We start from the raw sequence: 11,106 nt of genomic DNA on the forward strand, positions 1-11,106 counted from the left end.
GGGCTTGGGTAATATTTATCAGAACAACTGGCGATAAATAGCGCTATTACTCTTCTTGCAACGTGTCTTCACGCAATCTCGCTGGCCGCCGTTGTAAACACCACCAGGAATAGAACGCGTTAAATAGCACCACCAGCGCCGTCATGCAGAATACCGCGCGGAATCCATAGCTGGCAGAAACGGCAGCGCCGAGCAGTGGGCCGCTAACGTTACCGATATCCCGGAAAGATTGGTTATAGCTGAATATTCGCCCGGCAACCTGATTGGTACAGTTGTAGATCAACAAGGTTTGCACCGCAGGCAGCAGTGCGCCATCGGCAGCGACGAGCAGAAAGCGCAATACGCCGAGTTGCCATGGTGTCTGAACAAAGGCCATCGGGATCAACAACAGCACGGAAATTACCAGCATAAATACCAGAATACGCTCCGGGCCGATCCTGTCGCCTAGCTTGCCCAGCCGTGGCGCACTCATCAAAGCGGCCACGCCAGGTACCGAGGCGATCAACCCGCTGACAAACGCCAGGTTGCTGATGTTACCCGCCAGTTCACGCACGTAAAGCGTCAGGATAGGGGCAATCGAGCCGGTAGCGATTTGGATAATCATGGTGGTGACAAACAGGCTGAGGATCAGCTTGGGGCTCTTAAGAGAGGCAAATACCTGGCGTGCATGCAGCATGTCTTTTTTCTGCACCGGAGTGAACTGTTCCCGCACGCAGCACAGCGTCAGCAGGAAGCAGATAAACAGCACCGTGGCGGTGATGAAGAACACGGGGCGTAGACCATACTGGTCAGCCAGCAAGCCGCCAATCAAGGGGCCAATCAGGGCACCACTAACACCGCCGGTCGAGAGGGTGCCCAGCGCCCAGCCGCTGCGATGGCGTGGCACCTGAGTAGCAATCAGCGCATTGGCATTGGGAATAAAACCGCCGAGTAGCCCCAGTACCGCGCGCAGTGCCAGAAACTGCCAGATGTTCTGCGCCATGCCCATCAGCACCATCACAATGGCCATCCCCAGCGCTGAACGCAGCAACATCAACTTACGCCCACGACGATCGGCCAGGCTGCCCCAGAAGGGTGAGGCAATGGCGGAGAACAGGAAGGTGATACTGAACACCAACCCGGACCACATATTCAGCGACTGATGGCCGGTAACGCCAAGCGCTTCAACGTACAACGGCAGGAATGGCATGATCAGGCTAAAGGCCGCGCCGGTCAGAAAACAGCCCAACCAGGTGATGAACAGGTTACGTTGCCAATTGATAGGTTCTGCTGCCGGGGCCATAGGTTTCCGTGCGGGGGAAGAGTTGCCCTGCGATTGCGCAAGGCAAAAAAAGTTAGCCTGGTAAGTATGCGCTTAATAACGCAGGTTATCAATTGAGCAGCTGGGTGATTTTGCGTGAAAATGAAATAAAGTTTTAAAAAGGGGAATGACAATTATTCCCGCGTCGAATAACGCGGGAATGGGGTGTTTCAAGCACCGACCAAGGCTTCGAATCCGGCGCTGGTGGTGGTGAGAGCCACCTGTGTCACCTCATAATTGGCCACGGCAACGAAGGGATCTTCTACCAGGATGGCATCCAGCTTGGTACGCTCCATGTCTTTTACCAGGATCACGCCGCCGGTACGCGGGTTCTTACGGCCAGAGGCAATAAAACTGCCGGCTTGAAAATAGTGCTTCAACCAGGCGATGTGTCCTTCGAGATGACTTTCTACTTCTTCAATCGGGCGGTGGTAGGTCAGGCTGACGATATACATAGAAGCTCCTGTTGCTGGGAAAGTGACAAATGTTGCTGTGTTGATACGGGCCCAACGTGTTCGCATGCTGTGCCCTTATGTCATATGCAGTCTTAATGCCTATAGACCTGGTGATTAATAGAGCGAAGGCTCACCGTCCGGGCGGGTCTTGAAGCGGCGATGCAGCCACATATATTGATCCGGCGCCATCAGGATCTCCTTTTCTACCACCTTGTTCATAAAGGCCGCGGCCTTGACTTCGTCATCCAGCGGGAAGTTTTCCACCGCGGGTTGCATGATGAGTTCGTACCCTTTGCCTTCCGGCAGGCGGCGTGGCGTAAAGGGAATGATCGCCGGTTTCCCCATGCGTACCAACACATAGCTGCCGGTGGTGGTCGCTGCTTTTTCCACCGCAAACAGAGGTGCAAACACGCTGCTGCGCGGGCCGTAGTCATGATCCGGTGCGTACCAGATGATCTCACCCTGTTTCAGAGCGCGGATCATCCCCTTGACGTCTTTACGGTCCAGCATGGACTTGTTCGAGCGCATACGGCCCCAGGTCTGTAGCCAGTCCATCAGCTTATTATCGTGTGGGCGATAGACGCCGATCCCGGGATTGTGGATACCAAAGATACGAGCACCCAACTCCAGCGTCAGGAAGTGCAGGCCGATCAGCAGCACCCCTTGATGATTGTCCCGTGCCTTTTGAATGTGCTCCAGGCCGCTGACGCTGAACCAGCGCTCAATACGCCAGTTGGGCCAGAACCAGGCCATGCCGGTTTCAAACAGCCCCATCCCCACGGATTCGAAGTTCTTGGCAATCAACGCATCACGTTCGGCTCTTGGCATATCCGGAAAGCACAGTTCCAGGTTACGCTCAGTTATCGCTCGCCGGCGTTTGAGGAAACGCATTGAAAAGCGACCCAACCCGGTCCCCAAACGATAAATAATGGGGTATGGCAACAGGACCAGCAGGTAGAGTAAGGCGATGCCAAACCAGGTAAGCCAGTAGCGCGGATGCAGTAAAGATCGATTGAAAGAAGGAACTTGCGTCATGGGTTCTCAGCTTAGAAGCAGTCATTTAACAGTAATAACAGATAAGATGCGTAGACACGTTGAGTTGCGGGCCGCCATCAGAATTTTTTGCTGACCACGGGTTGCTTGAACGACTCGGTCTATGCGATGGTTTTCTGCCGTTTATAGTCGCTTATTGTGACATTTTTCTTATGTAACAGGAAAACTCACCGCATTAAATGACCCTTTTTAGGCCTAAATCAGGTGCGGTTGCTGGTTTTTTCGTCAAATGCAGTAAGAGTCGACCTATAATTCAGGCAGTGTTTTATTCGTTTATTGATTCAGGAGGTAACTATGTTGGCATCATGGTTAAGCGCTGGGCTATTGGTGATCGGTGGGTTATTTGGCTGTCTTGGTGCCTATATGCAGTACAACCCTTTGCTAGCCGTAGCGGGGATCGGGCTGCTGGCGGGGGCGATTATCTCTGGGGCTACGGAATGGTCAAGCGGGCGCTAGACACCCGCTTGAGGTTCTGTTAATGGTCTTTGAACAAGCCTTTTACCCTGTGTGGTTCTGAACGCCAATACTGTGGCGGAGCCTGCACTTGGGCGCCTAGTTTAGCGGCCGCATGCCACGGCCAGCGGGGGTTATAGAGAATACCGCGTGCTAGCGCGACCATATCGGCCTGACCGGTGGCAACAATCGCTTCTGCCTGTTCCGGTTCGGTGATCAACCCCACGGCGATGGTTGGCATACCAACTTTATGTTTGATGGTTTCGGCAAACGGCACCTGGTAGTTCGGCCCCACTGGGATCTTTTGCTGTGGCGACAGGCCGCCGCTGGAAATATGAATGTAATCGCAGCCCAATTCTTTTAAAGCGCAGGTCAGTTCAACGGACTGCTGTTCGTCCCAACCTCCCTCAACCCAGTCACTGGCGGAAATCCGCACGCCAAGCGCTTTGTGGGCCGGGAATACGGCTCGCACCTCGCTGAAAATCTCCAGCAACAAGCGCATACGATTATGCAGGCTTCCGCCGTAGTGATCGGTGCGTTGATTGGCCAGTGGCGAGAGGAATTGGTGCAGCAGGTAACCATGCGCGCCGTGCAGCTCGATAAGATCGAAGCCGAGAAGGTCTGCGCGCTGTGCCGCTGCGACAAACTGTGCCTTCAACTGCTCAATTTGCGCCAGGCTCATGGCCTGTGGAGCGTCATCCAAAGGGTTAAAGGGCTGGGCAGAGGCAGATAGCGTTTGCCAGCCGCCTTCGCTCTTGGCCAACTGTGCGCCGCCTTGCCAGGGAAGGGCGCAAGAAGCTTTGCGGCCAGCATGCCCCAGTTGGATCCCCAAAGGCATGGTGGCGTGTTTTTTTACCGCCTGTACCACGTCGGCAAGCGCCTCTGCTGTGGCCTCGTCCCACAGGCCAAGATCTCCCGGAGAAATACGCCCTTCCGGTGAAACCGCAGTGGCTTCCACAATCAGCAATCCCGCCCCAGAAAGGGACAGGTGGCCGAGATGCATAGTATGCCATTCGGTGGCTTTGCCGTTGTCGGCAGAGTACTGGCACATGGGGGCGATGATAATGCGGTTAGGCAACCGCAGCAGCCCCAGGGTGATCGGAGTAAACAGCTGGCTCATAATTTCCTCATGGTCCGTCAAAATTCGTTGCTACGATTTGCACTAGGCTTATCGGTATTTGCGAATAACGTCAAGCTTTGTGCGGAAATCATTACCGCCGGGTTAATGCTGTGTTGCAGTCTATTTTCGGGTATGATGTGCGCCGCGCGCGGGCTAACGGCCCGTGGGCACTCAATCAGTCACCTCCCGAAAGACAGGAAAGTACACCATGCCAGTGTTACATAACCGAATTTCTAATGAGGAACTGAAGGCGCGTATGCTGGCCGAAACCGAGCCACGCACCACAGTTTCTTTTTATAAATATTTCACCATTGACGACCCCAAGGCATTTCGCGATAGCTTGTATATCCAGTTTGATAAACTGAAGGTGTTTGGCCGTATCTACGTGGCCAAAGAGGGTATCAATGCGCAGCTCAGCGTGCCGCAGAGTCACTTTGACGCGTTCAAAACCGTGCTGTTTGCTTCGCACCCGGCTCTGGATCAGGTACGCCTGAATATTGCGCTGGAAGACGATGGCAAATCATTCTGGGTACTGCGCCTGAAAGTGCGTGAACGTATTGTGGCCGACGGGATTGAAGATGAGACTTTCAACCCTGCCAATGTGGGTGAGTATCTGCAGGCCGATCGCGTTAACCAGATGATTGACGATCCGAATACGGTGTTCGTTGATATGCGCAACCATTATGAGTACGAGGTTGGGCACTTTGATAAGGCGATCGAAGTGCCTTCCGACACCTTCCGCGATCAGCTACCGATGGCGGTAGAGATGCTACAGGAGCAGAAAGACAAGAATATCGTCATGTACTGTACCGGTGGGATCCGTTGTGAGAAAGCCAGCGCCTATATGCTGCATAATGGCTTCAAAAACGTCTATCACGTGGAAGGCGGTATTATCGAATATACCCGTCAGGCGAAGGCACAAGGGTTGCCACTGAAGTTTATCGGCAAGAACTTTGTGTTTGACGAGCGCATGGGGGAACGTATCTCAGAAGATGTGATCGCCAACTGCCATCAGTGCGGTGAGCCTTGTGATACTCATACTAACTGCCTGAACGACGGCTGCCATCTGCTGTTTATCCAGTGTCCGAGCTGTGCCGAGAAGTTTGCTGGCTGTTGCAGCGAGACCTGTCGTGAAGAGCTGAAGTTACCGCGTGAGGAACAGCGAGCCCGCAGGGCTGGCCGTGAGAATGGCGTAAAAATCTTCAATAAGTCGAAAGGGCTGTTGCAAACCACCATGCATATCCCGGAACCGAAAGAGTAGGGTGTTGCACGCAGGATAGAGATAGGGCGCTGCTAAGCGGGCGCAGCATGCAGCGCCCCTAGTAATTCAGCGCCCTTGTTGTATCAAGAATGTATTACTTCTCGCGAACGCCTTCGACCGAGATGATCAGCTCAACTTCCTGTGAAGCCGGGCCGAGATCGGTAGTAATGCCAAAGTCTTTCAGCTTGATTTTACCGGTGGCTTCGAAACCGGCGCGGTAACCGCCCCAAGGATCCTTACCTTCGCCGACCAGTTTGGCTGCCAGCGTGACCGGCTTGGTAACGCCGTTCAACGTCAGGTTGCCGACTACGGCATAACCTTCACCGTCTTTTTTCACTTCGGTAGAGGTAAAGGTAGCCTGCTTGTTCTTTTCGACGTTCAAGAAATCGGCGCTGCGCAGGTGTTTGTCACGCTCGGCGTGGTTGGTGTCAACGCTGGCGGTGTTGATGGTTACGTTGACTTTATCGTTAGCCGGGTCTTTTTCATCGAAGGTAAAGCCACCGTCAAAATCTTTGAAAGTGCCGTAAATCCAGCTGTAACCCAGGTGCTGGATGCGGAATTCGATAAAGGCGTGCTGGCCTTGTTTGTCGATTTTGTAATTGGCAGCCAGAGCGGAACCCGCGTTTAACAGCAGGGCACCGGCGGCCAAGCCTAATACGGTTTTCTTCAACATAGCAATATCTCCATAAATCCAAAAGGTTAATCGGTGCTGCGACCCAGCATCCGTTTCAAAGTAACATCACCATCAATAAAGTGATGTTTAAGCGCAGCCAGGGCGTGCAGTACCGAAAGCACCACGACGGCCCAAGCCAGATAAAGATGGATAGTTCCAGCAGTATCGGCCTGCTGTGGCAAACCGGTCACGGTGGCCGGTACGTCAAACCAGCCAAACACGCTGATTGCCTGACCATCGGCGGTAGAAATCAGGTAGCCGCTGATCAGGATGGCGAACAATACGGTATAAAGCGCGATATGGGCGAGCACGGCACTGATATGTGTAAGACGGCTGTAACTGGCCAGAGGCTTGGGTGGTGGCGAGATAAAGCGCCAGACCACTCGTACCACCATGGCGATAAACAGCAGCGTACCAATACTTTTGTGGATCTCCGGTGCCTGGTGATACCAAACGTCGTAATAACCCAGTGTCACCATCCATAAGCCGAGGGCGAACATGCCGTACACGACCAGCGCCACCAACCAATGGATCAGTACAGAAATGTGACCAAAGCGGTCAGCGGTATTTTTCCAGAGCATCAGCTTTCCTTACAAAACTCATTTACCGGCAGCAATACTTAATCTTTAAGAAACATAAAGCAATAATAAATTTAACTAAGTGACTGCATAAAAATATTAATCAGTAGATTTGTTTGAGTTGTGGCAAGTTGGTCAAAGGAATCGTTGGAGAGGGTGTTTTTTTGGCAGCGTTGCGGAAACGCTGGCCAATTGAAATTTATCGACTTTATTCTTCATTGTCAGCTTTTGTCATTTTTCGTAAATACCACCAGAAACCTTGGCAAATAATTGAATAACGACTAGCGTCGATTATTTGTTCGCCCTGTTAACCAGGATTAATTTAATTCCTTCAGCAAGTTGAGGGTAATATGCCTGCGACAGCAAGGAATAATTTGCTAACATGTATTTATCAATGGCTCTGGCGGGCCTGTACCACACAAGGAAATTTCATGGGCATACCCGAGTTCAATGACCGCAAGCTACGTTTGATCATGATGCTGGCCATGCTGGTGGTGATCCTGGCAGGCATAAAGGCGGCAGCCGATATCGTGGTGCCGTTCCTGCTGGCGGTGTTCTTGGCCATCGTGTTAAACCCGCTGGTGCTGCTATTGGAACGTTTTCGCGTGCCCAGAGGGCTGGGCGTAATGCTGTTGGTGATCGCCATCGTCGTGCTGTTATTGACCCTGGTCGGCATGCTGGGTTCTTCATTAAATGAGTTTGCTCGCTCATTACCACAGTATCGGGGCATGATGCTGGAGAAGCTGAGCGAGTTGCAATACCAGGCGCAACGCTTCAATCTGGATATTACCTTCTCGGCAGATGCGGTGGTCAAATACGTCGATCCTGGTACCACCATGAACCTGGTGACCCGCCTGCTGGGACACCTTTCCGGGGCGATGACCAGCATCTTCCTGTTATTGATGACGGTGGTCTTTATGCTGTTTGAGGTGAAGGTATTGCCCTTCAAGCTGCAGCAGGCGCTGGATAATCCCACCGAAGGGATGGCTACTATCCGCCGGGCCTTGCAAGGGGTCACGCACTATCTGGTGATCAAGACTGCCATCAGCCTGGCAACTGGCCTGATCGTCTGGGGCTTCCTGAGCTGGGTTGGCGTTCGCTTTGCCTTTATCTGGGGCATGATGGCGTTCATGTTCAACTATGTACCCAATATTGGTTCGATCATTGCTGCTATTCCGCCGCTGATCCAGGCTTTGCTGTTTAACGGCTTTGCCGATGCGGCCGTGGTGGCTGCGGGCTATATTCTGATCAACCTGATCATCGGTAATATGCTGGAACCGCGGATCATGGGCCGTGGGCTGGGGCTCTCTACGCTGGTGGTGTTCCTTTCCTTGATCTTCTGGGGCTGGCTGATGGGGCCAGTGGGGATGCTGTTATCGGTCCCCTTGACTATTATCGCGCGCATCACGTTGGAAACCATGGATGGAGGACGCAAGGTGGCCATGATCCTCGGTGATGGGCGCCAGATAGAGAAAATGACGCCGAAGTGAGGTTTAAACGGCGGCCTGCAGTTCTAACGAAGCCGAACCTACCGGTTTGAAGGTGGGTTCTGGCGGATAGAAATAGCGCAGTATGTTATATAGCGAATAAAATTCCAGCCGGTTACGCACGTTGATTTTCTCGGTGATGTGGCGTTTATGCACATACACCGTATGGGCACTGATCTGTAATTTCTTGGCGATGCGATAATTCGGCATCTCGGACATCCAATAGCGCATTACCGTCAATTCTTGCGGGCTGAAAAGCGAGTGAGCTGTTTGATCCTTCATGAGTTCACTCGGGCTTTTACTTAGCGTTTTTAGCGCAGTGGGTAACACGGCTTTGCTGAATAAAAAGGTATTGTTGGCGATGCGCAGTGGGCTTTCACTGTAGGGATAAGGCACATCCAGATAAATAAGTACCGTTGCACGCCGGGCCGCGGTGATAAACGATGAAAGCAGTTGGTTATTTGTCGTGTAGCGGCAGTAGTTAGTCAGATTCACCAGAATATGGTTGGGCTTGAAACTGGCCAGTAGAGGGAGCGCGGTGTCGATGTCTGGGCAGCAGTTCACTGACGCAAACATGTTGTCAGTAAAGTGGTTGGCGATCCCAACACGAGTGAAACAGCATTCGTCCACAACGAGTAGTTTCATAGTGACGTCCTTGTTGAAGATACAAAACGGGCTAAAGCCTAATTATGTAAAATAGGCCTTACCTGGTTGCGGGATCAATTCGGAAATCCAGTGATTATAGGAAGATATTTCCGTTCATAGCTTATTTTTTTAAGAATATCAGTACATTGGCGGGTTTTAATCACTGGAGGTTTCCCCTGCCGCTGGCCTGAGCGGTGCGAACAGGGGATTGAACGGTCAGAAACGCTGCAGGCTGAAGGGCGTGATGTCCAGGGATGAAGGTTTATCCTGTGCAAACAGCGCAGCGATTTCACCCAGTACGCTGGCAAACTTAAAGCCGTGGCCACTCAGGCCGGTGACCACCATCAGCCGTTGGCAGTCTGGCAGGGTGTCGATGATAAAGTCTTCATCCGGGCTCATATCATAGCTGCAGGCTTCACCATGCAGACAGACGCCAAGCCCCGGCAGGAAGTGGCGCAGAAAACCGAAGACTTCGGTACCGTCGCTGGCCAGGGATCCGAACGGCTTACGCTGCTCTGCTGTTTCTATGGGTTGCCCACCATCGTGTTTACCGATCTTTAAACCGTCATTCTCGGATGGAAAACCGTAGTAGTGGCAGCCGTCTTGCGCTTCAACGGTGAAAGCCGGAAAGTGGTTGTTTTCGCTGTAACGGCCATCTGCCTGATACCAGGAAAACACCTTACGCACCGGTGAAACAGGAAGCTGTGGTAACAGATTTTTGACCCAGGTTCCCGCGCAGACCACGGCTTTACGCCCTTGGTAGCGCCCCTCTGAAGTAACGACCTCAACCCCTTGCTCGATTGGCTCGATGGCGGTTACCGGGCAATTAAACAGTTGGGCGCAGCCTGCTTCTCTGGCCAATCTGACGTAGCTGGCAACAATCAGTTCCGAGCGCAGTATTCCTGCATCTGGTTCGAACAGGCCGACATAACCCGCTGGCGCGGTGAACTCTTGCCAGCGTTGTTGGATCTGTTCGGCGCTCAGTAACTCGGTATTGAGGTTAAAGTTTTTGGCACTGCGTTGTGCCGTGGTGACAAATTCACTGTCTTGTGGCCCCAGGGTGAGCACGCCACAGGGATGAAACAGCTTGTCGCCGCTTTTCTGCTCTAATCCATTCCACAGTGCCTGGGCACGCAGCAGAAAAGGCACATATTTTTCGCCCTCGCCATAGGCATGGCGAATGATGCGGGTATCGCCGTGGTGGCTGCCCTGACGATGCGGGGGGAAAGCGCTGTCGATCATTAAGACCTTAAGGCCCGCGGCTGTCGCATAATAGCCAGCAGCAGCCCCAACCGAGCCGCTACCCACGATGATCAAGTCATATTCCACGTGCCATGTCCTTTCTTTGATGTGTCGCTGATGGCAGATATGATAAGAGTTTGGCGGCGGTAATGCACCAGGAACCGATGCGGGCTGATATAAAAGAAAAGGCGCCGGTTAATTGCCGACGCCTTAGCGGTTGAGTGTGAATGGGTTAATGTTTTCTTCGATCAAGGTCTAAATAATCCGTAGATTCTATCTTGGCGATGCCAGCCTCTAAAATATTGATCAATTGGCGGGCAACGTCTGTGGTGAGCCAAAGAGTCCGATCCACTTGCGCTTCTTCGGCTGTTTGGTCTAGGGAAGACAGGTAATGAAGGCGAATCATCATGGCATCATAAACATCGACGGTACTGATATCCCAGCCAACAAGCGGATGTGTCTGTATTACTTCATCATTTCTGTCCATAAAGACCCCTTATCAAGTAGTGACTAGCTGGAGTTACTAACGAGGATCAATGCGTCTCTTCTTCATGGTGAGCTTTTACAGTATACGCATCCAGGATCTGACGTGGGGTATTTTCCTGCGGTTTATTGCAAATAAATATTTGTTTGTGCAATAAATCGGCAAGAGGATGTAGAGGCAGCGGCATGCTGCCCGTGCTAAATCATCTAACTCTTATTACTCTTCGGCCGCAGGGGGAAGTTGCACGTGTGCATGACTTTCCAATTCGGCTGCCAGATGGGCGAAATGTTTTTGCATTTCGGGATCGCGGTTCTGATTTTGTGCTTCCAGTTTCAGGCTGTGGATCAGCAGTTGG

At 52.4% G+C, this 11,106-nt stretch carries 12 protein-coding genes; 3 read left to right on the forward strand and 9 right to left on the reverse strand.

Going from position 1 to position 11,106, the window contains the following annotated elements:
• Positions 1-46: 46 nt before the first annotated feature.
• The 3 genes from mdtG to ACLQ7H_RS21690 form a co-directional block, all read right to left on the reverse strand.
• The gene (mdtG, locus tag ACLQ7H_RS21680) at positions 47-1,282 is read right to left on the reverse strand and encodes a multidrug efflux MFS transporter MdtG (RefSeq protein ID WP_411754444.1); all 1,236 of its coding nucleotides are present in this window, start codon (positions 1,280-1,282) and stop codon (positions 47-49) included.
• A gap of 188 nt (positions 1,283-1,470) precedes the next feature.
• Positions 1,471-1,755, reverse strand: a complete 285-nt coding sequence (locus ACLQ7H_RS21685) for a YciI family protein (protein ID WP_411754445.1) — start codon at positions 1,753-1,755, stop codon at positions 1,471-1,473.
• 114 nt (positions 1,756-1,869) lie between these two features.
• Positions 1,870-2,790, reverse strand: coding sequence for a Kdo(2)-lipid IV(A) acyltransferase (locus tag ACLQ7H_RS21690; protein ID WP_411754446.1), 921 nt, complete (start codon positions 2,788-2,790; stop codon positions 1,870-1,872).
• 312 nt (positions 2,791-3,102) lie between these two features.
• Between ACLQ7H_RS21690 and ACLQ7H_RS21695 the strand changes: the two genes are divergently transcribed.
• Complete coding sequence (locus tag ACLQ7H_RS21695; RefSeq protein ID WP_411754447.1) at positions 3,103-3,264, forward strand: histidine kinase; 162 nt, start codon at positions 3,103-3,105, stop codon at positions 3,262-3,264.
• Positions 3,265-3,283: 19 nt separating this feature from the next.
• Here the strand turns inward: ACLQ7H_RS21695 and ACLQ7H_RS21700 are convergent, their stop codons facing one another.
• Positions 3,284-4,381, reverse strand: a complete 1,098-nt coding sequence (locus ACLQ7H_RS21700) for an NADH:flavin oxidoreductase/NADH oxidase (RefSeq protein ID WP_411754448.1) — start codon at positions 4,379-4,381, stop codon at positions 3,284-3,286.
• Between the two features lie 208 nt (positions 4,382-4,589).
• On the opposite strand from ACLQ7H_RS21700, the gene ACLQ7H_RS21705 reads away from it, so the two are divergent.
• Positions 4,590-5,642: a rhodanese-related sulfurtransferase gene (locus ACLQ7H_RS21705; RefSeq protein ID WP_411754449.1), complete on the forward strand. Its 1,053-nt coding sequence runs from the start codon at positions 4,590-4,592 to the stop codon at positions 5,640-5,642.
• A gap of 94 nt (positions 5,643-5,736) precedes the next feature.
• Here the strand turns inward: ACLQ7H_RS21705 and ACLQ7H_RS21710 are convergent, their stop codons facing one another.
• Positions 5,737-6,315, reverse strand: coding sequence for a YceI family protein (locus ACLQ7H_RS21710; RefSeq protein WP_411754450.1), 579 nt, complete (start codon positions 6,313-6,315; stop codon positions 5,737-5,739).
• 26 nt (positions 6,316-6,341) lie between these two features.
• Positions 6,342-6,896, reverse strand: coding sequence for a cytochrome b (locus ACLQ7H_RS21715; RefSeq protein WP_411754451.1), 555 nt, complete (start codon positions 6,894-6,896; stop codon positions 6,342-6,344).
• A 428-nt stretch (positions 6,897-7,324) separates the two neighbouring features.
• On the opposite strand from ACLQ7H_RS21715, the gene ACLQ7H_RS21720 reads away from it, so the two are divergent.
• Entirely contained in the window at positions 7,325-8,383 is a 1,059-nt protein-coding gene (locus tag ACLQ7H_RS21720) for an AI-2E family transporter (RefSeq protein ID WP_411754452.1), read from the forward strand.
• Between the two features lie 3 nt (positions 8,384-8,386).
• Here the strand turns inward: ACLQ7H_RS21720 and ACLQ7H_RS21725 are convergent, their stop codons facing one another.
• The 3 genes from ACLQ7H_RS21725 to bssS all read right to left on the reverse strand — a co-directional run bounded on the left by ACLQ7H_RS21725 (position 8,387) and on the right by bssS (position 10,754).
• Complete coding sequence (locus ACLQ7H_RS21725; RefSeq protein ID WP_411754453.1) at positions 8,387-9,025, reverse strand: LuxR C-terminal-related transcriptional regulator; 639 nt, start codon at positions 9,023-9,025, stop codon at positions 8,387-8,389.
• A 216-nt stretch (positions 9,026-9,241) separates the two neighbouring features.
• Positions 9,242-10,354: an N-methyl-L-tryptophan oxidase gene (solA, locus tag ACLQ7H_RS21730; protein WP_411754454.1), complete on the reverse strand. Its 1,113-nt coding sequence runs from the start codon at positions 10,352-10,354 to the stop codon at positions 9,242-9,244.
• A 145-nt stretch (positions 10,355-10,499) separates the two neighbouring features.
• Positions 10,500-10,754, reverse strand: coding sequence for a biofilm formation regulator BssS (gene bssS, locus ACLQ7H_RS21735; RefSeq protein WP_024485935.1), 255 nt, complete (start codon positions 10,752-10,754; stop codon positions 10,500-10,502).
• Positions 10,755-11,106 lie beyond the last annotated feature (352 nt).

The sequence above is a fragment of the Serratia sp. (in: enterobacteria) genome (assembly GCF_046715635.1).
In the GTDB taxonomy this organism is placed as follows: Bacteria; Pseudomonadota; Gammaproteobacteria; order Enterobacterales; family Enterobacteriaceae; genus Chania.

Bases quoted from the DNA above. Each gene is read 5' to 3' on its own strand.
- mdtG (WP_411754444.1), bottom strand. From the start codon at position 1,282: ATGGCCCCGGCAGCAGAACCTATCAATTGGCAACGTAACCTGTTCATC.
- ACLQ7H_RS21685 (WP_411754445.1), bottom strand. From the start codon at position 1,755: ATGTATATCGTCAGCCTGACCTACCACCGCCCGATTGAAGAAGTAGAA.
- ACLQ7H_RS21690 (WP_411754446.1), bottom strand. From the start codon at position 2,790: ATGACGCAAGTTCCTTCTTTCAATCGATCTTTACTGCATCCGCGCTAC.
- ACLQ7H_RS21695 (WP_411754447.1), top strand. From the start codon at position 3,103: ATGTTGGCATCATGGTTAAGCGCTGGGCTATTGGTGATCGGTGGGTTA.
- ACLQ7H_RS21700 (WP_411754448.1), bottom strand. From the start codon at position 4,381: ATGAGCCAGCTGTTTACTCCGATCACCCTGGGGCTGCTGCGGTTGCCT.
- ACLQ7H_RS21705 (WP_411754449.1), top strand. From the start codon at position 4,590: ATGCCAGTGTTACATAACCGAATTTCTAATGAGGAACTGAAGGCGCGT.
- ACLQ7H_RS21710 (WP_411754450.1), bottom strand. From the start codon at position 6,315: ATGTTGAAGAAAACCGTATTAGGCTTGGCCGCCGGTGCCCTGCTGTTA.
- ACLQ7H_RS21715 (WP_411754451.1), bottom strand. From the start codon at position 6,896: ATGCTCTGGAAAAATACCGCTGACCGCTTTGGTCACATTTCTGTACTG.
- ACLQ7H_RS21720 (WP_411754452.1), top strand. From the start codon at position 7,325: ATGGGCATACCCGAGTTCAATGACCGCAAGCTACGTTTGATCATGATG.
- ACLQ7H_RS21725 (WP_411754453.1), bottom strand. From the start codon at position 9,025: ATGAAACTACTCGTTGTGGACGAATGCTGTTTCACTCGTGTTGGGATC.
- bssS (WP_024485935.1), bottom strand. From the start codon at position 10,754: ATGGACAGAAATGATGAAGTAATACAGACACATCCGCTTGTTGGCTGG.